The sequence below is a fragment of the Corynebacterium kefirresidentii genome, from assembly GCF_016599755.1.
Lineage (GTDB): Bacteria > Actinomycetota > Actinomycetes > Mycobacteriales > Mycobacteriaceae > Corynebacterium > Corynebacterium kefirresidentii.
In genome coordinates this window covers 450,799-474,635 of the sequence record NZ_CP067012.1, presented here as the reverse complement: position 1 = coordinate 474,635, position 23,837 = coordinate 450,799, and the positions used below count along the sequence as shown (strand labels likewise).

General features: G+C 59.1%; 21 protein-coding genes. 12 read left to right on the top strand and 9 right to left on the bottom strand.

Annotated elements, in window-relative coordinates:
• Window positions 1-86 precede the first annotated feature (86 nt).
• The 6 genes from I6I12_RS02430 to I6I12_RS02410 all read right to left on the bottom strand — a co-directional run bounded on the left by I6I12_RS02430 (window position 87) and on the right by I6I12_RS02410 (window position 7,440).
• Window positions 87-1,259, bottom strand: coding sequence for an alpha/beta hydrolase (locus I6I12_RS02430; protein WP_234288160.1), 1,173 nt, complete (start codon window positions 1,257-1,259; stop codon window positions 87-89).
• A 245-nt stretch (window positions 1,260-1,504) separates the two neighbouring features.
• Entirely contained in the window at window positions 1,505-2,404 is a 900-nt protein-coding gene (gene ppk2 / locus I6I12_RS02425; RefSeq protein ID WP_023019951.1) for a polyphosphate kinase 2, read from the bottom strand.
• 171 nt (window positions 2,405-2,575) lie between these two features.
• Complete coding sequence (locus I6I12_RS12050) at window positions 2,576-2,710, bottom strand: hypothetical protein (RefSeq protein ID WP_267908714.1); 135 nt, start codon at window positions 2,708-2,710, stop codon at window positions 2,576-2,578.
• Window positions 2,711-2,754: 44 nt separating this feature from the next.
• Window positions 2,755-2,928 carry a hypothetical protein gene (locus I6I12_RS02420; RefSeq protein ID WP_200288617.1) on the bottom strand — a complete coding sequence of 58 codons (174 nt, stop codon included), beginning with the start codon at window positions 2,926-2,928 and terminating at the stop codon, window positions 2,755-2,757.
• Between the two features lie 662 nt (window positions 2,929-3,590).
• Window positions 3,591-5,237 (bottom strand): chaperonin GroEL, encoded by a 1,647-nt coding sequence (gene groL, locus I6I12_RS02415; RefSeq protein ID WP_023019954.1) that lies wholly within the window; start codon window positions 5,235-5,237, stop codon window positions 3,591-3,593.
• A 232-nt stretch (window positions 5,238-5,469) separates the two neighbouring features.
• Window positions 5,470-7,440, bottom strand: coding sequence for an OPT family oligopeptide transporter (locus I6I12_RS02410; protein ID WP_200288616.1), 1,971 nt, complete (start codon window positions 7,438-7,440; stop codon window positions 5,470-5,472).
• A 228-nt stretch (window positions 7,441-7,668) separates the two neighbouring features.
• On the opposite strand from I6I12_RS02410, the gene I6I12_RS02405 reads away from it, so the two are divergent.
• The 8 genes from I6I12_RS02405 to I6I12_RS02370 all read left to right on the top strand — a co-directional run bounded on the left by I6I12_RS02405 (window position 7,669) and on the right by I6I12_RS02370 (window position 17,325).
• Complete coding sequence (locus I6I12_RS02405; protein WP_200288615.1) at window positions 7,669-9,036, top strand: M20/M25/M40 family metallo-hydrolase; 1,368 nt, start codon at window positions 7,669-7,671, stop codon at window positions 9,034-9,036.
• A gap of 330 nt (window positions 9,037-9,366) precedes the next feature.
• A complete protein-coding gene (locus I6I12_RS02400; protein WP_200288614.1) occupies window positions 9,367-12,348 on the top strand; it encodes a Na+/H+ antiporter subunit A in 2,982 nt (993 codons plus the stop codon).
• Window positions 12,349-12,849, top strand: coding sequence for a Na(+)/H(+) antiporter subunit C (locus I6I12_RS02395; RefSeq protein WP_200288613.1), 501 nt, complete (start codon window positions 12,349-12,351; stop codon window positions 12,847-12,849).
• Complete coding sequence (locus tag I6I12_RS02390) at window positions 12,842-14,668, top strand: Na+/H+ antiporter subunit D (protein WP_023019960.1); 1,827 nt, start codon at window positions 12,842-12,844, stop codon at window positions 14,666-14,668. Before I6I12_RS02395 ends, I6I12_RS02390 begins: the two co-directional genes overlap by 8 nt.
• The gene (locus I6I12_RS02385; RefSeq protein ID WP_200288612.1) at window positions 14,661-15,188 is read left to right on the top strand and encodes a Na+/H+ antiporter subunit E; all 528 of its coding nucleotides are present in this window, start codon (window positions 14,661-14,663) and stop codon (window positions 15,186-15,188) included. The genes I6I12_RS02390 and I6I12_RS02385 overlap by 8 nt, the downstream gene beginning before the upstream one ends.
• The gene (locus I6I12_RS02380; RefSeq protein ID WP_023019962.1) at window positions 15,188-15,463 is read left to right on the top strand and encodes a monovalent cation/H+ antiporter complex subunit F; all 276 of its coding nucleotides are present in this window, start codon (window positions 15,188-15,190) and stop codon (window positions 15,461-15,463) included. The genes I6I12_RS02385 and I6I12_RS02380 overlap by 1 nt, the downstream gene beginning before the upstream one ends.
• The gene (locus tag I6I12_RS02375; RefSeq protein ID WP_023019963.1) at window positions 15,460-15,840 is read left to right on the top strand and encodes a monovalent cation/H(+) antiporter subunit G; all 381 of its coding nucleotides are present in this window, start codon (window positions 15,460-15,462) and stop codon (window positions 15,838-15,840) included. Before I6I12_RS02380 ends, I6I12_RS02375 begins: the two co-directional genes overlap by 4 nt.
• A gap of 15 nt (window positions 15,841-15,855) precedes the next feature.
• On the top strand, window positions 15,856-17,325 hold the full coding sequence (locus tag I6I12_RS02370) for a glycosyltransferase 87 family protein (protein ID WP_200288611.1): 1,470 nt from the start codon (window positions 15,856-15,858) through the stop codon (window positions 17,323-17,325).
• Between the two features lie 35 nt (window positions 17,326-17,360).
• On the opposite strand, the gene I6I12_RS02365 is transcribed toward I6I12_RS02370, so the two are convergent.
• From I6I12_RS02365 to I6I12_RS02355, 3 genes are all read right to left on the bottom strand, one after another.
• Window positions 17,361-18,497 carry a glutamate--cysteine ligase gene (locus I6I12_RS02365; protein ID WP_023019965.1) on the bottom strand — a complete coding sequence of 379 codons (1,137 nt, stop codon included), beginning with the start codon at window positions 18,495-18,497 and terminating at the stop codon, window positions 17,361-17,363.
• A gap of 180 nt (window positions 18,498-18,677) precedes the next feature.
• Window positions 18,678-19,481, bottom strand: a complete 804-nt coding sequence (locus tag I6I12_RS02360; RefSeq protein WP_234288159.1) for a LytR C-terminal domain-containing protein — start codon at window positions 19,479-19,481, stop codon at window positions 18,678-18,680.
• A 23-nt stretch (window positions 19,482-19,504) separates the two neighbouring features.
• Complete coding sequence (locus I6I12_RS02355) at window positions 19,505-19,780, bottom strand: DUF3263 domain-containing protein (protein ID WP_086588240.1); 276 nt, start codon at window positions 19,778-19,780, stop codon at window positions 19,505-19,507.
• On the opposite strand from I6I12_RS02355, the gene I6I12_RS02350 reads away from it, so the two are divergent.
• The 4 genes from I6I12_RS02350 (at window position 19,779) to cls (ending at window position 23,754) form a co-directional block, all read left to right on the top strand.
• Window positions 19,779-20,402, top strand: a complete 624-nt coding sequence (locus tag I6I12_RS02350; RefSeq protein ID WP_023019968.1) for a peptide deformylase — start codon at window positions 19,779-19,781, stop codon at window positions 20,400-20,402. The two genes, I6I12_RS02355 and I6I12_RS02350, sit on opposite strands and share 2 nt — an antisense overlap.
• Window positions 20,402-21,391, top strand: a complete 990-nt coding sequence (locus tag I6I12_RS02345; RefSeq protein WP_200288610.1) for an N-acetylglutamate synthase, CG3035 family — start codon at window positions 20,402-20,404, stop codon at window positions 21,389-21,391. The genes I6I12_RS02350 and I6I12_RS02345 overlap by 1 nt, the downstream gene beginning before the upstream one ends.
• 89 nt (window positions 21,392-21,480) lie before the next feature.
• The gene (locus I6I12_RS02340) at window positions 21,481-22,290 is read left to right on the top strand and encodes an exodeoxyribonuclease III (RefSeq protein WP_200288609.1); all 810 of its coding nucleotides are present in this window, start codon (window positions 21,481-21,483) and stop codon (window positions 22,288-22,290) included.
• Window positions 22,291-23,754, top strand: a complete 1,464-nt coding sequence (gene cls, locus I6I12_RS02335) for a cardiolipin synthase (RefSeq protein ID WP_200288608.1) — start codon at window positions 22,291-22,293, stop codon at window positions 23,752-23,754. It abuts the gene before it with no gap.
• The last annotated feature ends 83 nt before the right edge of the window (window positions 23,755-23,837 follow it).

Genomic DNA, 23,837 nt, shown 5'->3' with positions numbered 1-23,837 from the left:
TGGGCAACGACGCGGTTACATATACGTAAACTCTTGGCAAGCACTACATGCCTGCCAAGAGTCCTCACTTTGAGGTCCGCGTGAATTTAGGCGTGGCGGTCGAGCCAGTCCACGACGGTATCGAGAGCCTGATCGGCAGCCGGCTCATTAAAGACCTCGTGCTTCTGCCCCTCCCAGGTCACGTACTCCACGTCCTTGGAGGAGATGGAGTTATACCAATCCTGGGAGAAGTACGGCGGAACGATGCCGTCTTTGGTGCCGTGCATGATGAGCGTCGGTGCGGTGAAGAGGTCCGCATTGACGGCGTCATAATTCGCAATTGCCGCCAGCTGCAAGGCCGTGCCGGCACTGGTCTTCTGCGCAATGAGCGGGCTAGAGGCATACTCGTCCTTCACCGCTTGGTTAGTGGAGATACCATCCGTAAATGGATTAGACAGCTGAATGTCCTTGCTCCACTCCGGCGATTGTGCGCCGATTTCGGTGCGGTGCGGAATCAGGTTCTGCGCATAGTGCGCATTAAAGCTGGTGAGTTGGGCTAGCGGCAAGCGTTCAAAGATGGTGGGATCCAGCTTCTTCTGGGTCTCAGAAATATCATCCGGCGTGATGTTCTTTCCCGCAACATTCTTGCCCGAAAGGTTCAGCGGCGCGCCGCCACCGTTGGTGATGATGCCATCGACCTTGCCCGGCTCACGAATGCCATAGGCCTCCACGGTCAGCGAGCCCATCGAGTGGCCCAGCAGGAAGGTCTTTACTCCCTGATTTTCTTCCTTCGCCATGTCCACGACACGGTCGAAATCATCGAGGATGTACTGGAAATTATCGATATGCCCCATCGGTACGCTGCCGCCGGCGGATTTGCCGTGGCCGCGGTGATCTACGCGGTAGACGTTGTAGCCTGCATCGAGCAAGCGCTTGGCGACGTAATCGTAACGCCCCGAGTGCTCAGATACACCGTGCGCCAAAACCACCGCACCGCGTGGGTTTGCCACCTTCTGCTTCCGGTAGTAGATCTTTACACCCTGACCGCGCTGGCTATCGAAGTAGCCATCCTCGTCAGAAACCTGCTTGTCAGAGACGGTCGGGCGTCCCAATACATCTGGCTTCTGGTCTGCCGTTGGGGCCGGTGCCTCTTGAGCAGCTGCGCCAACTGTAAACGTTCCAGATACCGCCACTGGTGCCGCCATGACAGCAGCCGCCGTCAAGCAAGCGGTTATATGCTTCTTCATCATCACCGTCTCCTCTTTAGTGTTGTAGCTCATAGTGCTTTCCTGGATGAGATTGAGATAACAGTGATGCTAAATACGCGACGATATAAAGCACAAATAACTTCCAATTATGTAACCTACGGTTCCGTAAAATAACCGCACGGAAACGGACTTTTAGGAAGAACAAATTTTGCCAAAACTATTGCCCAAATCCACCCCCGTTACCCCCTTAATACAAAAAGCGGGAAACTCGGAGTTTCCGAGTTTCCCGCCGTCGTGATGGCTAATCCAGCTAAAGCTTAGTCACCAATCTGGTCGCGACCACGCTTAACAATATTCTCATCAACCTCGCCCACCAGCTCGTGATCCTTGTTCGTATACTCGAACTTGGACAGTACATAGCGCATAGCGTTAATGCGGGCACGCTTCTTGTCGTTGGACTTAATGGTAATCCACGGCGACTCTTCCGTATCCGTATAACGGAACTGCTCTTCCTTAGCACGGGTGTAGTCGTCCCACTTATCCAGCGAGGCCAAGTCCATCGGGGACAATTTCCACTGGCGCACTGGGTCAATCTGGCGAATAGCGAAGCGAGTGCGCTGCTCCTTACGAGTAACCGAGAACCACAGCTTGGTCAGGGAGATACCCGAGCCCAGAATCATATTCTCCAGCATCGGAACCTCGCGAAGGAATTCCGCGTGCTGACTTTCGGTACAAAAGCCCATAACCCGCTCCACCCCGGAACGGTTATACCAAGAGCGGTCAAAGAAGACGATTTCACCACCGGCCGGGAAATGCTCGATGTAACGCTGGAAGTACCACGAGGTGGACTCACGCGGCGACGGCTTTTCCAATGCCACTGTGCGGGCACCGCGCGGGTTCAGGTGTTCGTTAAAGCGCTTGATAGTGCCGCCTTTACCGGCTGCGTCGCGCCCCTCAAAGATAATAATATGACGCTGACCAGTTTCCTTGGTCCAGTTCTGCCACTTCAGCAATTCAATCTGCAGCGCGCGCTTAACGGACTCGTACTCATCGCGAGTCATGCGTTCATCGTAGGGGTAATTTTCACGCCAAGTCTGAACCGGGGAACCATCCGGCATGATCAGCGAAGGGTCATCCTCATCGGTTCCGTCGACGACGTAGCCGTCTGTTTTTGCCAGGTCAATCTCGGGAAGATCGTCGTCTTTAATATCAGCCATGCATTAAGTGTAACCCGAATATAGACAGCAAGCGCGTTAAACTTTCGAAGTTATCCCTTCCCTAAGAAGTTATCCCTCCCCTAAACAGCCACCAAAACGAAAAGAAGGCCTACCGAGACGGTAGACCTTCTTGCTTCAGTGAGCTTTAAAGCTCAGAACTGGAGGATGTTCTTATACGAACATGCCGATCAGCTTGGAAGCGCCTTCAGCAATGGACAGCAGCGGAGAAAGAACCTCGTGGATAGAGTTGAACAAATTGCTGCTCAATTCTACGAAGCTGTCGAAGTTGGAGGAAAGTTCCTGCATTTTAGTGTCTCCTTATTGAAGGTTGGTTGATGGAAAGGTCTTGCTTACTTGGAGCTCAGTTCTTCCAAGCCATTACCGAAAGCCTCGAAAGCTTCCTTCAGGGCCTTAAATCCTTCAGCGACGCCTTTCCAGTCCTGGATGCCCTGAACAATCTTGCCCCAGCCTTCCCAGGTAGTTACGAAGTTATCCAAGTGCATCTGAATGGTGGAGAGATCCATGTTTGAACTCCTAAAATAGATCCGAAGCTACTGCCGCGGAGGGGTTTGCAGTTTGCAGACACCCTCAGCGGGCGTCACAAAAGATATTTTGACACAAGTTTGAACGAAATCAAGTCAAATTTGCATAGATGCCCCATCACGCAGGCAACTTGATAAGGATAAGTTTATGACTTTTGGAGGCATTAAAATTTTTTACCTTAACTGAAAGGCTACTAAACTGGGCTTTTAAATTACGCTTTAAATAGCTAGGTTAGCTCAGGCTTAACACTGTAACGCTTCCGGAGTAACGAACGATAGGTAGGCGCAAAACCCACTCTCCGAGAGCGAAAAACCTTTTTAAATTCCGCCCCTTCAGCTACCCCTATACGGGGTCACTGGGGTGCATGGTTCGCATGTTAAAAGCTGTGGCGGAGAATCGCGAGCCATATAGCGCGGTGAATTTCCCAAAAGCTCTCCGATCTCCAGCCCCAATTGAAACCGACTATGACGAGCACATTCGGAAAGTCATCTCGTAAAGACGCAGCGTTCACATATCGCATCACTTAAAGAAAATGGTGCAGACACGCCGAAGCGCCCCGTTTCATGCGCTCTAAAGCACAGAAACGGGGCGCTCAGGCTGATGCTAGGCCCGTTGTTATTGGCGGCCTATGGGGTATAGGGCGTTAGAAGCCCATGCCGCCCATGGCGTCAGCGTCCGGCATGCCGTTGTTGGCTCCGGCCGGCTCAGGCTTGTCGGCAACGACGGCCTCGGTGGTCAGGAACAGAGCTGCAATGGAAGCAGCGTTCTGCAGTGCGGAGCGGGTGACCTTGACCGGGTCATTGATGCCAGCCTCCATGAGGTTGACGTACTCACCGGTAGCAGCGTTCAGGCCCTCGCCTGCTGGCAGGGAGGAAACCTTGTCAGCAACAACGCCCGGCTCCAGACCAGCGTTGTGTGCGATCTGCTTCAGCGGTGCGGACAGGGCCTCGCGGACGATCTTGACGCCGGTAGCCTCATCGCCCTTGAGGTCATCCAGGGAATCCAGGACGGAAGCAGCCTGCAGCAGGGCTACGCCACCGCCGGCAACGATGCCTTCTTCCACGGCAGCCTTTGCGTTGCGGACTGCATCCTCGATGCGGTGCTTGCGCTCCTTGAGCTCGACCTCGGTAGCGGCGCCGACCTTAAGGACGGCAACGCCGCCGGAGAGCTTAGCCAGGCGCTCCTGGAGCTTCTCACGGTCGTAATCGGAATCGGAGCTTTCGATCTCAGCGCGAATCTGCTTGATGCGGCCGTCGATCTGCTCCTGGGAGCCAGCACCCTGAACGATGGTGGTCTCATCCTTGGTGACAACGACCTTGCGTGCCTGGCCCAGGTACTCGAGCTCGGCGGTCTCGAGGGAGAGGCCGACCTCTTCGGAGATGACCTGGCCGCCAGTGAGGATGGCCATGTCCTGCAGGGTGGCCTTGCGGCGATCGCCGAAGCCAGGAGCCTTAACGGCAACGGACTTGAAGGTGCCGCGGATCTTGTTCACCACGAGGGTGGACAGGGCCTCGCCCTCAACGTCCTCGGCGATGATCAGCAGCGGCTTGCCGGACTGCATGACCTTCTCCAACAGCGGAACGAGGTCCTTGATATTGGAGATCTTGGAAGAGACCAGCAGGATATATGGGTCCTCCAGGACTGCCTCCTGGCGCTCCATATCAGTAGCGAAGTAGCCGGAGATGTAGCCCTTGTCAAAGCGCATGCCCTCGGTTACCTCGAGGTCAACACCGAAGGTATTGGACTCTTCCACGGTGATAACGGAGTCCTTGTTTACGGAGCCGTTGCCCACGGTGTACATAGCCTCGGCGATCTTCTCGCCGATGGCCGGGTCAGCAGCGGAGATGCCAGCGGTGGTAGCAATCTGCTCCTGGGTTTCTACTTCCTTGGCGGAAGACAGCAGGGAGTCCACAACCTTCTTGGTTGCGGTCTCGATGCCGCGCTTGATGCCCATTGGGTTGGAACCTGCGGCTACGTTGCGCAGACCCTCGCGTACTAGAGCCTGTGCCAGCACGGTTGCGGTGGTGGTGCCGTCGCCTGCGACGTCGTCAGTCTTCTTGGCAACTTCCTTGACCAGCTCGGCGCCGATCTTCTCGTAAGCATCCTCGAGCTCGATTTCGCGAGCGATGGAAACACCGTCGTTGGTAATGGTCGGGGCGCCCCAGGACTTTTCCAGGACGACGTTGCGGCCCTTAGGGCCGAGGGTGACCTTGACGGCGTCGGCAAGCGTGTTTAGGCCGCGCTCAAGGCCGCGGCGGGCCTCTTCATCAAAAGCGATAATCTTTGCCATTGTGTTTGTGCTCCTTGGTTTATTGAGGACGACACTCACGTCTTTCTCGCTGCGGACGCCCGCGACGGCATGGCTGGTGAGTGTGAACCAACCTCAACCACAACGATGTAGATTTATCTAGCACTCATACTGTGCGAGTGCTAACGACCATTCTGGCACTCTCCCACCGCGACTGCAAGAAAAAATGGCGCCCCCGCGAAGGGACGCCATTATATAAGGAATGGATCAGGAACTAGGAGCTCTTCACCGTGCGCTTGGTCCAGCGGTAGATGAACGTTAGCGCGATAATGAAGAGGATCACGCCTACCACGGTGGCGGAGGCACCACCCTCAAAGATTTCCAGCGGGCTCTCGCCGCCAGCGGCGGCGATGATGCCGGCATTGACCACGCCAAAGAGGGACTCACCCACGATCAAGCCGGTAGCCAGGAGGGTTCCCATGCGCTTGGCAAACTCGGGGCGGGATTGCTTCGCGGCCCACTTATCGTAGAAAGTGCCCAGGATGGCGCCGATGGGGATGACGATGGTCAGCGCGGCCGGCAGGTACATACCCATGCCAGCTGCCAGCGGGGACAATGAGTACTTATCGGTGAACTTGCGCAGGAGCTCGTCAATAATAATGAGGACAGCGCCGATGGCCATGCCGATAAAGATAAGGTCCCAATCCAGCGAGCTATCGAAGATGCCGGAGGCAACCGAAGACATCAAGGCGGCCTGTGGGGCGGCCAAGGCGTCTTCGCCGGCGCCTTCCATGCCTTGGAAGCCGAAGCCGTTGAGCATGACCTGCAGAATCGGCGGGATAACGAGGGAGCCGAAGACCACGCCGATAATGAGCGCTACCTGCTGCTTCCACGGAGTAGCGCCAACGAGCTGACCGGTCTTGAGGTCCTGCAGGTTGTCATTGGAAATGGTGGCAATACCAAAGACAATGGCCGCGGTAAAGAGCGTATACGCCACCAAGGACAAAGGATCAGCGCTGGTGCCGCGGGTAACGGCGGCGATGAGCAGCGAGGCAGCAAGCACGGCAATGATACCGATGGAGGAAATCGGCGAGTTAGACGCACCAATCAGGCCCGCCATGTAGCCGCACACAGAGGCGATAATGAGGCCTACCAGCAACGTAAAGAGCACGGAGACGGTAATGAGCACGGCCATATGGTCATGGATATCGGTACCCTGCACGAAGTCCCACAGCAGCAGCGCGATGGGCACCATAAACGCCACGATGGTGGTGGCAACATAGGGGAAGGGAATATCTCGCTCGGTCACATCCACGGCGGAACCGGACTTACGGGCGCGCGAGGAGGCTAGCGACTGGCGGATACCCAGCGCAATGGGCCCGGCAATCTTCAGCAGGGTCCAGATAGCGGCAATGGCCATGGTGCCCACGCCGATGAAGCGGATATCATCGGAGAAGGTGGTATCGACGACGTCGGCAAGAGCGGTGGCGCCCGAAATATCACCGGTGGTGAAAATGGGCAGCAAGATGAAATAGGAAATCACTACGCCAACCAGCATGGCGATGCCCACCGGCAGGCCCACCAAGTGGCCCACGCCGATAAGGGCGGTAGAAAGGCTCGTGCCCAGGGTGGTCGCGCCGGCGCCGAGTTTGAAATAGGCGGTGACCTCAGAGGCGGCCGCCTTCATTGCGGTCAGCAGCGCCATGACGGCCGAGGTAATACCGCCGGCGACGATGATGCGCAGACCCTTGGCATTTTCTTCCTGGCTGGCGCCGGAAGCATTTTCATCGCCCACCTTGAGGACCTCGGCCGCGGCCACGCCCTCCGGGTAGGGCAGATCGGAGCCTGTTACCAAAGCGCGGCGCAACGGGATGGAATACATCACGCCCAGCACGCCGCCGATGATGCACACACCGGCCGTCTGCAGGAAGCCGAAGCCCTGCCAGTACCCCACCATCACTAGGCCCGGGAGGACGAAGATGATGGCGGACAAGGTGCCCGCAGCAGAGGCGATGGTCTGGACAATATTATTTTCTTTAATGTTATGACCTTTGAAATGGCGCAAGACTGCCATGGAAATCACGGCAGCGGGGATGGAGGTAGCAAAGGTCAAGCCCACCTTCAGGCCTAGGTACACGTTGGCAGCGGTGAAGATGAGGGTAATCAGGCCGCCGATGATAATGCCGCGCAGAGTCAGCTCGGGCAGGGTGGCCTTGGAACCTGCGGCGGATGATGCGTTCGCCATGCCAGGTCCTTTCTATTCTCGGCTATGAAAGTTTCTCGTTTCACCCCGCGTAACAAACCGCAGCCTGCCACGTCCGTTCCTGTCTGTTTGGCCCCGATTCCTCGCCGGAATAGGGTCCGAACGGACAAAATCCGCACAGGGTGGAATGAATAAATTTTAGTTCACCACCCCAGCGTTTTCCTATTCCGGTTGCTCTATAGCTTGGGCAGGGCGGGTACGGTAGTACACATGACTGCACTTAATGAAAGCATCCGCAACGACCGCGAGACCATTTTCCGCCAGCTCAGCGAGCTCGTAGCCTTCAACTCCGTCCACAATGAGGAAGGCTTGGAGGACCAGACCAAGGGCGCGAGCCAGTGGGTTAAGTCCGCACTCGAAGAAGCCGGAGTGAGCGTGGAAACCATCACCACGGCCGATGGCTCCACCGCCATCTTGGGCGAGCGCAAGGGCGACGAGGGGGCCAAAACCGTCCTGCTTTACTCCCACTATGACGTAGTACCGGCGGGCAACCGCGAAGCGTGGGATTCTGATCCTTTTACCCTTACTGAGCGCCAGGCCGCCGATGGCTCTACTCGTTGGTACGGCCGCGGCGCCGCCGATTGCAAGGGCAACGTGGCCATGCACCTAACGGCCCTGCGCGCGGTGGACAATAACGGCGGCACCAAGGTCAACCTGAAGTACCTCATCGAGGGTTCTGAGGAACGCGGCGGCGAGGGCCTTTCCCAGCTCATCAAGGACCGCCCGGAGCTTTTTGCGGCCGATGCCATCCTCATCGCCGATGCCGGCAACTCCGCCGTAGGCCAGCCGACCTTGACCACTTCCCTACGCGGCGGCGCGCAGATTGGTGTGCAGGTCGATACGCTGGCCGCCGGCGTTCACTCCGGCCAATTTGGTGGCGCGGCCCCGGACGCCGCCAAAGCCCTGATGCGCGCCATCGACTCCCTATCCGATGAGTACGGCCGCACCGTTATCGATGGCGTAGATACCACCGCCGAGTGGTCCGGCCAGGAATACTCGGCCGAGGCCTTCCGTGCCGATGCACAGCTGCTGGAGGGCACCAAGATCATGGGCGAAGATGACCCGGCTGGCGCCACCCCGGTGGCGAATATGGTCTGGTCCCGCCCAGCCATTACCGTGACCGGCTTTACCTCTACCCCGGTTGCAGAAGCAGTCAACGCCGTGCCCGCTACCGCTTCCGCCCAGCTCAACCTGCGCGTTCCGGCTGGCGCCGATGCCGCCGCGATTGCCGACGCCGTCTGTGCGCACCTCCGCAGCCACACCCCTTGGGGCGCCCACGTCAAGGCCGAGGTGCTCGAGTCCAATGCCGGCTTTGCCACCGATCCGGAAAAGCCAGCCGCTGCCCTGCTAGGCGAATGCCTTTCCGAGGCCTATAACGCAGAGACCGCCGCTCAGGGCATGGGCGGTTCCATTCCGCTAACCACCGAGCTGCAAGAGGCGCATCCTAACGCGGAGATCGCCCTCTACGGTGTGGAGGAGCCCAAGTGCACCATTCACTCCGCCAATGAGTCGGTGGATCCCACCGAGATCGAAAATATTGCCGCAGCCGAGGCACTCTTCCTGCAGCGCTACTCCTAAGGCTTGCGCCCCTGGCCCAGCCTGGGTCCTGGCTATTGCCGCGGCACTGCGGCGTACCCCGCTCCCCACGGAGCGGGGTTTCTTTATGCCGCAAAACAGCAGCATATAATACAGCGCCAAAAATAGTTCTTTCAAAGCCGTAGAAAAGCCGGTAAAGTGGCAAAAAGTTGGCCCCGCGCTCGGCCATGTTGCTTGCACTATGCCACCGCGGCGTACTCAGCGGCGTGCGGCTCGTGAATGTTCTCGTCTCTCAGTAGTTGTGATGCTCGTGGTGTTCGCGGCAGCGGGGCAAGAGAACGCGATACAACCAAAAGGAGCGCAGTAACCAACGTGCTAATACTCCTAGGTACTCTCATCGCCGCCACCGTGGTGGCACCGCTGCTCATCATGCGAATGGGTCGCCCGGCATTTGGAATTTTGGCCCTAGTCCCCGGCGCAGGCTTTGTGTGGACGCTCATGCACTTTCTGCGCGGCACCTTCGCAGACGGTGGCGCGGTTGAGCATACCGTGGAATGGATGCCCTCCGCGAACCTAAGTTTTGACCTCCGCTTAGACGGACTAGGCGCGCTGTTTAGCCTCATCATCTTGGGCATGGGCGCGCTGGTATTGATCTACTGCTGGGGCTATTTCGACGGCACGCGACGCCGCTTGGCCATGTTCGCGGCGCAAATGGTGGGCTTCGCCACCGCCATGTTTGGTCTAGTGGCCGCGGATAATTTCCTGCTGATGTACGTGTTCTGGGAGATTACCTCCCTGCTGTCTTATCTCTTGGTTAGCTACTATGCGGAACGAGCCTCCTCCCGCCGCGCGGCCCAGCAGGCGCTGATGGTCACCGCGCTGGGCGGGCTAACCATGCTCATGGGCTTTATCTTGCTCGGGCGGCAAACTGGGGCGTGGACCTTTAGTGATATCTCCGCCTATGAGAACTTTGCGCAAACACCCTATGTCACGGTGGCCATCGTGCTCATCTTGGCGGGCGCGCTGACAAAGTCCGCAATCGTACCGGCACACTTTTGGCTCCCCGGCGCGATGGCGGCGCCGACTCCGGTCTCCGCTTATCTCCACTCCGCCGCGATGGTTAAGGCCGGCATCTACCTCGTCGGGCGCTTGGCGCCCTCGATGTATGAGGTGGCAACCTGGCACGTGGTGGTTATCTCCTTAGGCGTATTTACCATGCTGCTCGGTGGCTGGATGGCGCTCAAACAGCGCGACCTGAAGCTGATTTTGGCCTATGGCACCGTCTCCCAGTTGGGTTTTATCACCTCCATCATGGCCGTAGGCTCGCGGGAAGCCATGCAGGCCGGCCTCGCGCTGACCTTTGCGCACTCGCTATTTAAGGCGGCGCTTTTTATGGTCGTCGGAGCTATCGATCACTGCTCGGGCACGAGGGATATCACCAAGCTATCCGGCTTGGGGCGCAAGGAGCCCTTCCTTTTCGGTATTGCGATCATTTCCGGGTTCTCCATGGCCGGCGTCCCACCACTGTTTGGCTTCGTGGCTAAAGAGGCCGTGCTGGAAGCCACCATGCACGAAGAGCTCTTGGCCGGCATGCCGCGCAATATGATGCTTGTGGCCTATGTCCTCGGTTCTATCCTCACGATGGCCTATACGCTGCGCTTTTTGTGGGGTGCCTTTGCCACCAAGAAGGAGGTCAATGGAACGGAGCTGGCAGAGGCCGTCGCCAAGATGCATCCGGTCAACCTGGGGCTATGGCTCTCCCCTGTCTTACTTACCGTCCTGACAGTGGTACTTGGTGTATTCCCCAAGCCGCTTTCGGCAGCCTTTGACCAACACCTCAATTCCACCTTCGGCCCGGAGGAGCATAGCGAGCTAGCCCTGTGGCATGGCTTGACGGTGGCGCTGGGCCTCTCCGCACTCATTATTGTGGCCGGTATTATTATGCACTGGCAACGCCAGGTCCTGGTCAAGTGGCAATTCTCCTACCCCGCACTGGGCAATGCGGATGACGCCTACGATTCGGTCATCGCTCTTTTGCGCCAGCTCTCGCTGCGCACGACGGCAACCACGCAGCGCGGCTCCCTGCAGCTGAACTTGACGGTTATCTTTGCCACGTTGATGCTGCTGCCACTGGCTATGATCATCAAAGGCGATCTCACTGATATCCGCATGATAGTGGCGGAAAATCCTTGGCAGATCGTCGCCGCCTTCATCATCATGGTGGCCGCCGTGGCTGCCACGGTCACCGATAATCGTTTATCAGCCGTCATCATCGTCGGGGTGACTGGCTATACGCTCGCCTTCATCTTCGCTCTGCACGGTGCGCCGGACTTGGCGCTGACGCAGCTGTTGACCGAGACCATCGTGATGGTTCTTTTCATGCTGGTTCTGCGCCGCATGCCGGCCTCCACCGAATGGAAGCAGGACCCCAAGATGGGCCGCCTGCGTGCCTGGCTTTCCGTGGGCACGGGTCTTACCGTCACCGTAGTAGCGATGTTTGCTATTAACGCGCGTCAGTCCAAGCCCATCTCCGAGTTCATGCCGGATCTGGCCAAAGAGATTGGACACGGTGCCAATACTGTCAACGTCTTGCTGGTGGACCTGCGCGCCTGGGATACCTTTGGCGAAATCACGGTGATTATCATTGCCGCACTGGGCGTGGTCTCGCTGATTTATCGCACCCAATCTTTCGGCCGTGAAAGCCGCCGCCCCACCCTGCGGGTTACCGGCCGGCGGTGGCTGGCCGCCGGGGTGGAATCTGAGCAAGCACTCAACCGCTCGCTGATGATCGATGTCTCCACCCGCGTGCTCTTCCCGTCCATGGTCGCACTGTCCTTCTATTTCTTCTTCTCCGGCCACAATGCTCCTGGCGGTGGCTTTGCCGGCGGCCTCGTGGCAGCGCTAGCACTCATCCTGCGTTACCTGGCTGGTGGGCGCGCGGAGCTGGAAGAAACCCTGCCTATTGACGCCGGCCGCACCATGGGCACCGGTCTCTTGCTGTCCGCACTAGCCACGGTGACCCCGATGTTCTTTGGTCACCCGCCGCTTACCAGCGGATACACCTCACCGGAGATTCCGCTCATCGGCAAGGTTTCGCTACCTTCAGCGTTGGTCTTTGACGCAGGTGTCTACCTCATCGTCGTGGGGCTCACGCTCTACATCCTAAATTCCTTGGGCGCCAAGCTGGATGAAGAAGAGGATATGCGTAAGCAACGTGCCCGCGATCGCGCCCGCTCGCTGGCCCGGCAGCAGCGCCAACGCACCGCCAAGCAAAAAGCGCAACGGGCCCAACGCAAGGAAAAGAAACAAGCCGCTACAGCAAGCACAACCGCCACCACAGGGAAGGAGAAATAAATGGAAGCCAACCTCTTCCTCCTCTTGGCCGCCGGTGTGCTCGTAGCCGCGGGCGTCTACCTGCTCCTGGACCGCGCCATGACCAAAATGCTGCTTGGACTGCTGCTTTTGGGCAATGGCGCAAACCTCTTCCTGCTGCAGTCCGGCGGTTCGGCCGGTTCTCCGCCTATCGATGGCCGCGACTCGGAACCTTTCGGCACCGAGATTGCAGATCCGCTGGCACAAGCAATGATTCTGACTGCCATCGTCATTTCCATGGCGCTGACGGCCTTCATCCTTACCCTGGCCTACCGCCAGTACCGCTACCGCACGGATGATGTCATTGAAGATGACGCGGAAGATACCGCTATTGCCGCCAAGGCCGCGCGCCCCGGCAATGCGGCCGCCAGCCCGGACCACGATGCGTCCAATGATCCGGCTACCGGCCGCGCCACCAAGCAAGGCGATAACTTCGGCCCTGCATCCTTCGAGGAACCAGTAAAGGGGGCCCGCGATGAGTGAGACCGTACAGCCGCTTGTCGATGCCCTCTTTCCCTACATCGGCTACCTCATTCCGCTGCCCATTATCATCCCAGCAGTGGCCGCGGCCCTCGCCTTGATCTTTTGCCGCATTCCCAATGTGCAGCGCCAGATCGTATTTTTCTCACTGCTCATTACCGCCGTGGTCAATGCCGTACTCATCCTCATCGCAGATTTTGAAGGCATCCAAACCCTGCAGGTAGGAGGCTGGGACGCCCCGGTGGGTATCACGCTCGTGGCGGATCGCCTCTCTGCGGTCATGCTCTTTACGTCCTCCGTGGTGCTGTTTTCTGTCATTTGGTACGCCATTTCTCAGGGCGTTCGCGACGGCACCAAGGACGAACCGGTGGCCGTCTTCTTGCCCACCTACATGCTGCTGACCATGGGCGTTAATATCTCCTTTTTGGCGGGCGATCTCTTCAACCTCTACGTGGGCTTCGAGGTCTTCCTCGTGGCGTCCTATGTGCTGTTGACCTTAGGTGCCTCGGCTGGTCGAGTGCGCGCCGGCGTGGGCTACGTGATGGTGTCGATGGCCTCATCCATGATCTTCTTGCTCGCGTTGGGGTATGTGTATTCCTCCGTGGGCACGATGAACATGGCACAGATTGGCCAGCGCATGCAGGACATTCCGGAAGGAACTCGCACCGCTATCTTTGCCACGTTGCTCGTCGCCTTTGGCATTAAGGCCGCCGTGGTCCCGCTGGATGCCTGGCTGCCGGACTCCTATCCCACGGCACCTTCGCTGGTTACGGCCGTCTTTGCCGGCCTGCTGACCAAGGTGGGTGTCTACGCCATCATCCGCGCCCGCACCTCCGTCTTTACTGCGGGTGGGCTCGATACCGTGCTCATGTGGGTAGCCCTCGCCACGATGCTGGTGGGTATTTTGGGCGCCATCGCGCAATCCGATATTAAGCGCCTTTTGTCTTTTACCCTGGTCAGCCACATTGGTTATATGATCTTCGGCGTCTCTTTGGGTACCGCGCAGGGGCTTTCTGGCGCCATCTTCTACGCCGTACACCACATTCTGGTCCAGACTGCGCTATTTCTGGTGGTCGGACTGGTTGAGCGCCAAGCCGGAACATCTTCGCTGCGCCGTTTGGGCTCGCTGATGTATTCCGCCCCGCTCATCGGAATCTTGTATTTCATCCCCGCCATCAACCTGGGCGGCATCCCGCCGTTCTCCGGTTTCCTGGGCAAGGTCATTTTGCTGCAAGCCGGTGCGAATGAAGGATCCTGGATGGCCTGGGTACTTATCGTTGGAGCCGTGGCTACCTCCCTGCTTACCCTCTACGTGATGATGCTGGTGTGGGCTAAGGGCTTTCAACGCGACCGCGCCGATGCCCCTGAAGGCAACGTGGCGCTCGCCCGCCCGGCCCCGCTTTCCGATATCACCGATGAGGTGGAATTTTCCTCCCGCCAGGATGTGGGCAGGGTGCCCTTTGGCATGATCGCCTCTACGACCCTGCTGGTGGCCGCGTCTACGTCCATTACTTTCCTGGCCGGACCGATTTCCGGTGTAACCTCGCGCGCGGCCGAATCCGCGCAGGATACGTCCATCTACCAGTACGCCGTGCTGGGCGACCGCGCGGATGATCCCACCCGCCACCTCAACCAGAAGGAGCGCTACACCGGCGGCGCTGATTCCTATGAAAATAGGCGCAGCCACTCTCCTGAGGCGGAGCCCCCGGCCTCGCCGGGCCTGGATTCCCGCACCGATCCAGAAGCCGGTGGACGCGATGCGCATTCCACCACCGTAAAGTCCCCGGACGCCGCCAAGAGGAAGGATATTAGCGATGACTAACTCGCGCTTTTCCGGCCTGCACCACCGCTTCCGTCCGTGGTTCATCGTCTGGCTCATCATCATGTGGTGCATGCTGATGGGCGAGGTCACCGTGGGAAACTTGGTGGCGGGACTTATCATCGGCGTCGTTATTGTCTTTGCCCTACCGCTGCCGGCCATGCCGATTACCGGCATCGACGTCTCCTGGGGCAAGCTCATGGCTTTTATGCTCCGCTGGTTCTGGGAGTTGTTCTACGCCTCGCTCAAGGTGGGATGGCTGGCCGTGCGCCCGCAGCCGGTGCCCAAGACCGCCATCTTGGAGCTGCCCATGCGCTTGGATAATGAGTTTGCCATCTCTTTGGCGGTGACGCTGTACAACCTGCAACCGGGTGGCACGGTAACCGATATTGATATTGCTAACCGCATGCTCACCGTCCACATCTTAGATGCCCACGATGAGGAGCAAATCCAGCGCGAGATCAATGCCGTGGCCCGTATGGAGGTCTCATTCATCGAAATCTTTGAAAGGAGCCACCCCTAATGGATCCTCAGATCTACAATGCGATTTTGCTGGTGGCCGCCGCGCTGCTGGTCGTCTCCTTCCTCATTACCGTCTGGCGCATTATCACCGGGCCTAATTCGCTGGACCGTTTGGTGGGTATGGATGGCTTTACCGCGATGTTCCAGTGCGCGCTTGCTACCTACATGTGCTGGTCGCTCAACACCACGGTGGCCTCGGCCATGCTGGTCATTGCGCTCTTGGGTTTTATCTCTACCGTGTCGGTTACAAGGTTTAGGAAGAGGGATAACCAATGAGCTGGTCCTTTATCGCTGATGTACTCTCGCTCATCCTCATTATTAGCGGCAGCCTCCTCACCTTGGCCGCAGCCATCGGTATCGCTCGATTCAAAGACACAATGTCGCGCGTACACGCGGTGAGCAAGCCGCAGACCACCGGTCTTATCCTCACCATCCTGGGCGCGATCATCCGCCTCACGGGCGCGGAATCCTTCAGCGTGGCCGAGCGGGGGGATTTAGGAATGCTCATTTTGCTGGTACTGTTTGCCATGTTCACTAGCCCGGTAACCGCGCAGCGCACCTCACGTATTGCACGCCGTGAGGGCCTATACGGCACCGAGGAAACCATGTCCCGCAACGACCGCCCCGCCGCGAAGTCGCTGCGCCGCAAGTAGGAGACGCTTTTCACCGTGAAAAAGCTTTATGGGCTTCCCACTGTGGTGACTTTGCTCGCCGCCCTCATCGGCGTCATTGTCTATCGCTTCAGCATCTACGATGGCAATAGCGCCTTTGTGTGGCGCGTTCCGCTAGATCTGAAGATTTATTGGCTCGCCGGTGGTGAGGTAGCGCAGGGCGCAAACTTGTACGATAACGCCTATATTGGTGACCTGCCTTTTACCTATCCGCCCTTTTCCGGCACTCTTTTCACGTGGCTTTCCTCGCTTGCCGACGACCCTTTGATCCTCCTTTGGCAAGGCGGCACCGCCCTTGCCCTGTTTACGGTCATCATGCTGGTTCTGCGCGAGCGCGGGCTCAAGCTCTCCCCGGCAATGTGGTTATTGGGCATCTTGCTTTTGTGCTGCACCCCGGCAAATGAACCGGTGCACGGCACCCTATTCTTTGGCCAGATCAACATCTTTTTGATGTTGCTGGTTGCCTTGGACCTCCTCCCGCGCAAGCGGGCCCTGCCGGGCATCGGCATCGGTTTGGCTGCGGGTATGAAACTTACCCCCGCTTATATGGGACTGGTTCTGCTCTTCCAAAAACGCTGGTGGCAGGCGATTATCGCCATCTTGACGTTCGCGGTAACCGTTGCCATTGGCTTTGTAACCATCCCGGATGCCGCCGAATTCTGGACCGATGCCATCTTTAAATCCTCCCGCGTGGGCGAGCACACTAACCCAGGTGCGCAGTCCATCCGCTCCGTGATGGTCCGCGCATGGGGCATCGACGGCGGCTGGGTATGGCTTGCCGCCGTGGTCGTGGTCTTTATTCTGACCTGCTTGGCGCTGCGTACCGCGATGAAGCACCGTAATAACTCGGCCGCGCTTGCGCTCGCCGGTATCAGTTCCTGCTTGGTCTCCCCCTTCTCCTGGTATCACCACTGGGTATGGACGGTGCCTTTGGCCGTCGTCGTACTGGTTTCCGTTAACCAGGCGCTGGGCAGGCGCTTGCACGGTTTCCTCGGCGCACAGCTTGCTGGCTTTGTATCGGTGCTGGCCATGTGTGCGGTAACCATGCCGTTCATTTCCGCAGCCGTGTGGTTGTCTGCTGCTAGCCGCTCGCTCAACCACTGGGATCTGCAGCCCTGGGGCATGTTGGCCTTTACCGGCGCCGGCGTTATCTATATCGCCTTCTACGCGGTGTGGGGATTTATCCCTGGCACCCAACCGGCCAAGGAAACGACCACCCCTGGTAGCCCCCAGCAGCCCGCTGCCGCGCAACCTGCTGCCACCACGACCGCGGCCCATCCGGCGCATTCAGTGAACACCGAGTCTACGACCCGTGGTGGTCATTCACGGGCAGCGCGCACTATCAGCGATGAAACGGCAGAAATGCCCGCGGTGGGTCCCGAAACGCGCGCTTTCCCCGCGTCCCAGGACATCACCGATATCCCCGATACCCCGGCTTATGGGCGCCACTCGCGCTCCGAGGACTAAGCCCGAGGCGGCTACCGGCCCCCTGCCCTCCCGCTTTAGAGCGGGCGGAAGGTGCGCAGCTCGCGGCAGGTCTCCTCAACCACCTCGCGCCAGCTGCCAGTTTCTTTGAACAAGCGGCGCTGCCGCTCATAGCCGGCGCCGCCATCAATAATTTCGTGGATAAGCTGCAGCTCATTAAAGCATCCCAGCTCGCGGGCGATGGGGGCGAGTTCTTCCACCATCTGCGCTAGCTCGTCTTTGACCCAGGCTTCATCGGTCTCGCGGGAGGTAATTACCAGCGCATCCATGCCGTAGCGGGCGCCGCGCCACTTATTTTCTGCCACGTGCCAGGGCTGCAGGGTGGGAAGGGGTTCCGCGGCGTCGATAAGCCGGTCGTAGTAGACCACCAAGCAGTGAGTAAGCGCAACGATGGCGGAAAGCTCGCGCAGATTCGACGTCGCATCGCTCACGCGCACCTCCACCGTGCCCCACTTGGCGGCCGGCCGAATATCAAAGTGCATGGAGCCGGTGTGGTTGATAACGCCGGAAATCGCTTGGTCGCGCATATAGGACTGCCACTCGGCCCAATCGCGGAATTGATATGGCATGCCTGCGGTAGGCAGCTGCTGGTAGAGCATGGTGCGGTTGGAAGCATAGCCGGTATCCAGGCCCTCCCACCCCGGCGAGCACGCTGATAAGGCCAGCAAGTGGGGGTACTTGGTCATTAGCGCATTGATGATGGGCCACACGCGGTCCTCGTGGCTAATGCCCACGTGCACGTGCGTGCCCCAAAGCAACATCTGCTTGCCCCAGTACTGGGTGCGCGCGATGATTTCTTGATAGCTGGGTTTATCCGAAAGCGGATTCTCGCGGAAATCCGTAAATGGGTGCCCACCGGATGCCCAGACATCTACCCCCAGCTTATCGGCGGCTTCTTCCACCGCGTTCAGGGAATTTTTCAGGTCAGCGATTGCTTCCGGAACGGTGTGGCAAATGCCTGTAACTAGCTCCACCGTATTTTGGAGAAATTCCTTTTCCAGATGGATATCGGGATAGGTCGCATTGGCCAGATCGATAAGTTCCGCACCGCGCGGGACGAGGTCGCGCGTTTCGCGGTCCACGAGCGCTACCTCCCATTCCACACCTAGCGTTGGTTCGGGAGAGCGGGCGAATTGTTCTGCCGGGATCTTCACCCATTCAGCTTAACGGCTGACAGGTATTAAGACGTGAATTTTATTTAACCCATTCTCAGCGGCGGCCGTGCGGGTAGGCAATATCTCAGATCATAAAAGTCCAAGGGCATCCGGCCACAGAACAATAAAGTTTCTTTGTGGCCGGATGCCCTTGGACTTTAGGTCAGGTACGCAGCTAGCTTAGGCCTGCGGCACCGCTAGGGCGACAACGACGGCGCCGTCATCGGTTGCTTCCTTAGGCAGGTCGCGATTCATGGGCGCGATATCGGCCTGATAGCGAGCGGCTACCTCTTTGGCCAGTGCTTCAGCAGAGGTATCGCCTTCCGGGTAGAAGACGGTGGTCTTCGGGACGGTAAGGACATCGCCAGGCAGGTTGCCCACGTAGCCCACCTTGAAGCCGCCGCCTTTGAGGGAATCGGCTTCCTTCTTGGCTTTGTCTACCTCACCGGAGTTATTGAGGACGCTGACCTTAATATCTTTGCGGTCGCGCGCGGCGGAGTGGGCGTTTTCCTCTCCTGCAGCGTCATTGCCCTGAGGCGCAGCAGCCTCGTCGGCAGCACCGGAAGCAGCCGAATCACGTGGGGCATCGCCCTTTCCTGGCGCCGGTGCAGGGGAAGGAGCGCTTGCGCCCTCGGAAGCGCCTGGGGCACCGGGGGCACGGGAACCTGCGGCATCGGGACCAGCGGAGCCTTCGGGTGCGGCACCAATGGTGGAACCGGTGGAGTTTTCTTGCTTGCTCTCGGAGGCCACGGTGGAATCATCGTCGCCCGAGGTTATGGAGTACAAAGCCCAGAGGCCGAGCATGACGGCTACCGCGATGAGGACCATCGCCAGGCCGCGCAGCGGGAGTCCGCCCTTTTTAGCGTGCGCGCCGCCACCAGCGGGGCGCTTAGCGGCACGGGAAGCGGACGCACCGGCAGCGGAGCCGGCGCGGGTTTCGTCGGGTACCTTGTCGGTCGAATTTTCCGGATTCACATTAGTCACATACGCAACACTAGTACCCAGAATTAACTAAAAGGGGTATTTCCCCGCGCGGCGCGCCGCGTGTTTTCTCTCTCCTCGCGCACGCGGCGCAGCCGGGCGACTAGGAGCGGGTGGGATTGGGCGGCCGCGGGGGCGTCGAGAAGCAGGTTAAGGCGCTGATGGTAGCGCACCGGGGAGATATCCAGTTGCGCGCGGATGGCCTCTTCCTTGCGGCCGATGCTGCGCGGCGCGGTTTCTTCAAAGTCCAAAATGGCGGCGTCTAGGTCAGACAAGGGGTTCATGCCTAAACTGTAAGGCATGACTATTCGCCCCATCGTTATCCACGGCGAGCCCGTGCTTCACAACCCCACCCAACCGGTGGAAGAATCCGAAATTTCCACCCCGGAAATGCAGCAACTCATCGCGGACATGTATGAAACCATGGATGCCGCCCATGGCGTGGGCCTAGCCGCAAACCAGGTAGGAATTGGCAAGCGCCTCTTTGTCTACCACTGCCCTGATACGGACGGACCCAATGGCACCGAGCTGCCGTCCGAAAAGGCAGGCATGCGCAAGGGCTGCGTTATTAACCCCGTGTTGGAGACCTCTGAAATTCCGGAGACCATGCCGGCTGACGACGGCTCCGATGACGAAGGCTGCCTCTCCGTTCCAGGCGAGGGCTTTCCCACCGGCCGCGCCGACTGGGCACGCGTGACCGGCAAGGACGAAAACGGCAACGACATCTCCGTCGAAGGCTATGGCTTCTTCGCCCGCTGCCTGCAGCACGAGACCGGCCACCTCGATGGCTTCCTGTACACCGATACCCTCATCGGCCGCTATAAGCGCCAGGCCAAAAAGGCCATCAAACGCAATGGGTGGACCGAGCCGGGTTATTCCTGGGTACCGGGCGAGGACGCCGATCCCTTCGGCCACGACGACTAATGTCACGTATTTTCCGCTCCGATGCCGTCCAGGTGGGCGAGCGCGTGGTGGCCCGGCGCGATTTCGGCGGCGTGCATAGCGACGTCATCGGGCACGTGCTGAGCCTCAATCCGCTGGTTATCCGCCCGCAGGAGGTCGGTGGTTTCCCCTCTGACCTGGATGCGGTAGAGATCCCGCCGGAACAGCTGAAAATCATCAAGCGGCTCTCCCCGCGCATGGTCCGCAATTCCGATATCCGCGCCGTGGAGGTTGCGGCGGCCGCGGCTTTCCCCGGCGGGGAGCACGCCTGGACTAGCGATGGTTCTTGGCTCCTGCGCGCCGGCGACGGGGCTACCGGCAGCTCCAATTCGGCTGTGCCTTTGGGCCCTTCGGCCGGCTTCACCCCGGTGCCGATGGAAGAGATTAAGGACTTCTTCGCCCGCCGCGACCTGCCGGTGCGCCTATTGGTTCCAGAGCGCATTGGCAAACCCGCCGAGCGCCTGCTTGCCGACGCCGCGTGGGAAACCGAACCAGAAACGCTCGCTATGGTCTTGCGCGGTCTGCCCGCGCTTGCCGAAGCCCCCTCTGCTTCCCCCACCGTCCACATCGAAGACCACCCCGATGACAAGTGGCTGGAGATGTATCACTCCCGCAGCGGAACCCTTTCGCCTCAGGCACTGAAGCACCTGAGCGCCCCCATCGAGGGCACACTTGGCTTTGGCCGCCTAGCGCTCGAAGGCGAAACCGTCGCCATTGCCCGCGGTGCCATTAGCGAATCCGGCGATGGCACCGCGTGGCTGGGCCTTTCTAATGTGGAGCTAGCTGCGAACTCCCGCCGCCGCGGATTCGGCACTCTGCTAGGCCAGCATCTGCTGCGCTGGGGCCGCGACAATGGCGCGGAGCATGCCTACCTCACCGTTCCGGCCTCCGATACCGCGGGCGTGCGGCTTGCTGAAAAGCTCGGCTTCATTGAGCAACACCGCCGCATCTACGCCCGCCTGCGGGGCTAGGCCCCGCGGCAGCGCCCTTTCGGACTGGGTGGTGAGCCTTATGGGACTGCCCGCTGACCTCGCTGCAGCGGGCAGGTACTGTATGTGGCATGCGCATCGCCACGTGGAATATTAACTCCGTTCGTACCCGCACACAGCGGGCGCTGGACCTTATCTCCAAGCACGACATCGACGTTTTGTGTCTGCAGGAAACTAAGGTGAAAGACGATAAGTTTCCACGCGAGTCCTTCGAGGAAGCGGGTCTGCACGTCACGTGCCACGGGCTCAACCAGTGGAACGGCGTGGCCATCGTATCCACAGATGCGCCCGAGGAGGTCTTTGTGGGTTTTCCAGGCCAACCCGGCTTTGCCAAGGATCCGGATAAACCACAAGAGCGGGAGGCCCGAGCGCTAGGGGCCCGCATCCGTGGCGTAGAAATGTGGTCCCTCTACGTGCCCAACGGCCGCGAGATCACGGACCGCCACTATGACTACAAGCTGGACTTTCTCTATCACCTGGCACACTATGCGGAAAACAATGCGCAGTCTAAACTTCTTTTGACCGGTGATTTCAATATTGCTCCGCGCGATGAAGACGTATGGGACATCGAAGCCTTCCGCGGTAAGACGCATGTCACCGAGCCAGAGCGCGCCGCATTCCAGATGCTGGAAGAGTCCGGGCTCGAGGAGGTCACCCGCCGGTTCACGGAGGACCAGCGCTATACATACTTCGATTACAAGGGCATGCGCTTCCAAAAGAACGAAGGCATGCGCATCGATTTCCAGTTGGCTTCCGCCCCACTTGCCCAGCACGTAACCGGCGCACAGGTAGACCTGGTTGAGCGCGCCGGCGATAAAACTTCCGATCACTGCCCACTTCTCGCAGATTTCGATCTGCCCGATTTCGATTCCGTGCGATAAATGTCTTGGTCGCTTGATCTCAGCTTCTGGCAGCTTTTATTCCTAATCCTGGATTACGGCATCAAGATTATTGCCGTCGGCTTCGTGCCCGAAGGCCGCCGCCCGTCCAGCTCCACCGCGTGGCTGCTGGCAATTCTGGTGCTGCCGTTTATTGGGCTGCCGCTGTTTTTGCTCATGGGCTCGCCGTATATCAACCGGCGCCGCCACCGCATCCAGCAAGAGGCCAATGAGAAGATTGAAAACGTCACGGCCCGCACCCCGGACCACCCGCAGGGTATCCTTTCGGCGGAAACAGAGTCGGTCATCCGGCTCAACCGCGAGCTGACCGGTTTCCCAGCGTTGGTGGGCCACAACCTGGGTCTGCACGCGGATTATGACGAGTCCATTCGCGCCATCGCCGCCGCCATTGACCGCGCCGAGAAGTACGTGTCCATCGAGATCTACATCCAGTCTTGGGACGAGGTCACGGACGTCTTCTTCGAGTCCCTGCGCAGGGCTACCGCCCGCGGCGTGAAGGTGCGGCTGCTGCTGGATCAGATCGGCAGTTTTAAGTACAAGGGCTATTTCAAGCTGGGCAAGCAGCTGACAGAGATAGGCGTGGACTGGCATCTCATGCTGCCTATCCAGATTCACAAGGGCCGTTTCCGGCGTCCGGACCTGCGCAACCACCGCAAGCTGGTGATCATCGATGGCAAGGTCGGCTTTATCGGCTCGCTAAATATGATTAAGCGCCAGTACAAAACCAAGGACCGCTACTGGATCGACTACATGGTGGAGCTGTCTGGGCCAATTGTGACTTCTATGTCCGCGGTCTTCGCCGTGGATTGGTACCTGGAGGCAGACGAGAATCTTCCGCTCGATGAGCTGCCTTATGACGACGCCCAGACTGCCGACGCCAATCACCTCCAAATAATCCCCTCCGGCCCTGGTTATACCACTGAGCCAAACCTGCGCATGTTCAACTCCCTGGTTCACCACGCCAAGGACCGGCTAGTTTTGTGCTCGCCCTACTTTGTCCCGGATGAGTCCCTGCTAGAGGCCGTGACCACCGCTTGCTACCGCGGCGTGGATGTGGAGCTTTATGTATCGGCAAAGGCGGACCAATTTATGGTCAACCATGCCCAGTCCTCCTACTACCAGGCCCTGCTAGAGGCCGGCGTACACATCTACCAATTCCCCTACCCCTTTGTGCTTCACTCCAAGTTCATTATCACCGACCCGGACGATCCCGGCCACGATCCGCTGTGTATGTTCGGCTCCTCCAATATGGACCCGCGTTCCTTTGGCCTTAACTATGAGTCCACCATGCTGGTGGCCAAGGGAGACCTCATTGATCAGTTCAACCAGCTCGTAGCCAATTACCGCGCCGTGTGCCACGAGCTAACTTTGGAGGAATGGAATGAGCGCGGCTTTATCCGCCGCTACGTGGATAATGTCATGCGCCTTACCTCCGCGCTGCAGTAAAGCGCACCCGGACCATCACGACTGCAGCGAAAACGGTCCGGAAACAAGACACCGCCCCGGTGAGCAGCGAATGAGCTGCCGGC

Excerpts from the sequence above, each read along its gene's own strand:
- I6I12_RS02430 (WP_234288160.1), bottom strand. The coding sequence starts at position 1,259 with ATGAGCTACAACACTAAAGAGGAGACGGTGATGATGAAGAAGCATATA.
- ppk2 (WP_023019951.1), bottom strand. The coding sequence starts at position 2,404 with ATGGCTGATATTAAAGACGACGATCTTCCCGAGATTGACCTGGCAAAA.
- I6I12_RS12050 (WP_267908714.1), bottom strand. The coding sequence starts at position 2,710 with ATGCAGGAACTTTCCTCCAACTTCGACAGCTTCGTAGAATTGAGCAGC.
- I6I12_RS02420 (WP_200288617.1), bottom strand. The coding sequence starts at position 2,928 with ATGGATCTCTCCACCATTCAGATGCACTTGGATAACTTCGTAACTACC.
- groL (WP_023019954.1), bottom strand. The coding sequence starts at position 5,237 with ATGGCAAAGATTATCGCTTTTGATGAAGAGGCCCGCCGCGGCCTTGAG.
- I6I12_RS02410 (WP_200288616.1), bottom strand. The coding sequence starts at position 7,440 with ATGGCGAACGCATCATCCGCCGCAGGTTCCAAGGCCACCCTGCCCGAG.
- I6I12_RS02405 (WP_200288615.1), top strand. The coding sequence starts at position 7,669 with ATGACTGCACTTAATGAAAGCATCCGCAACGACCGCGAGACCATTTTC.
- I6I12_RS02395 (WP_200288613.1), top strand. The coding sequence starts at position 12,349 with ATGGAAGCCAACCTCTTCCTCCTCTTGGCCGCCGGTGTGCTCGTAGCC.
- I6I12_RS02390 (WP_023019960.1), top strand. The coding sequence starts at position 12,842 with ATGAGTGAGACCGTACAGCCGCTTGTCGATGCCCTCTTTCCCTACATC.
- I6I12_RS02385 (WP_200288612.1), top strand. The coding sequence starts at position 14,661 with ATGACTAACTCGCGCTTTTCCGGCCTGCACCACCGCTTCCGTCCGTGG.
- I6I12_RS02380 (WP_023019962.1), top strand. The coding sequence starts at position 15,188 with ATGGATCCTCAGATCTACAATGCGATTTTGCTGGTGGCCGCCGCGCTG.
- I6I12_RS02375 (WP_023019963.1), top strand. The coding sequence starts at position 15,460 with ATGAGCTGGTCCTTTATCGCTGATGTACTCTCGCTCATCCTCATTATT.
- I6I12_RS02350 (WP_023019968.1), top strand. The coding sequence starts at position 19,779 with ATGACTATTCGCCCCATCGTTATCCACGGCGAGCCCGTGCTTCACAAC.
- I6I12_RS02355 (WP_086588240.1), bottom strand. The coding sequence starts at position 19,780 with ATGCCTTACAGTTTAGGCATGAACCCCTTGTCTGACCTAGACGCCGCC.
- I6I12_RS02345 (WP_200288610.1), top strand. The coding sequence starts at position 20,402 with ATGTCACGTATTTTCCGCTCCGATGCCGTCCAGGTGGGCGAGCGCGTG.
- I6I12_RS02340 (WP_200288609.1), top strand. The coding sequence starts at position 21,481 with ATGCGCATCGCCACGTGGAATATTAACTCCGTTCGTACCCGCACACAG.
- cls (WP_200288608.1), top strand. The coding sequence starts at position 22,291 with ATGTCTTGGTCGCTTGATCTCAGCTTCTGGCAGCTTTTATTCCTAATC.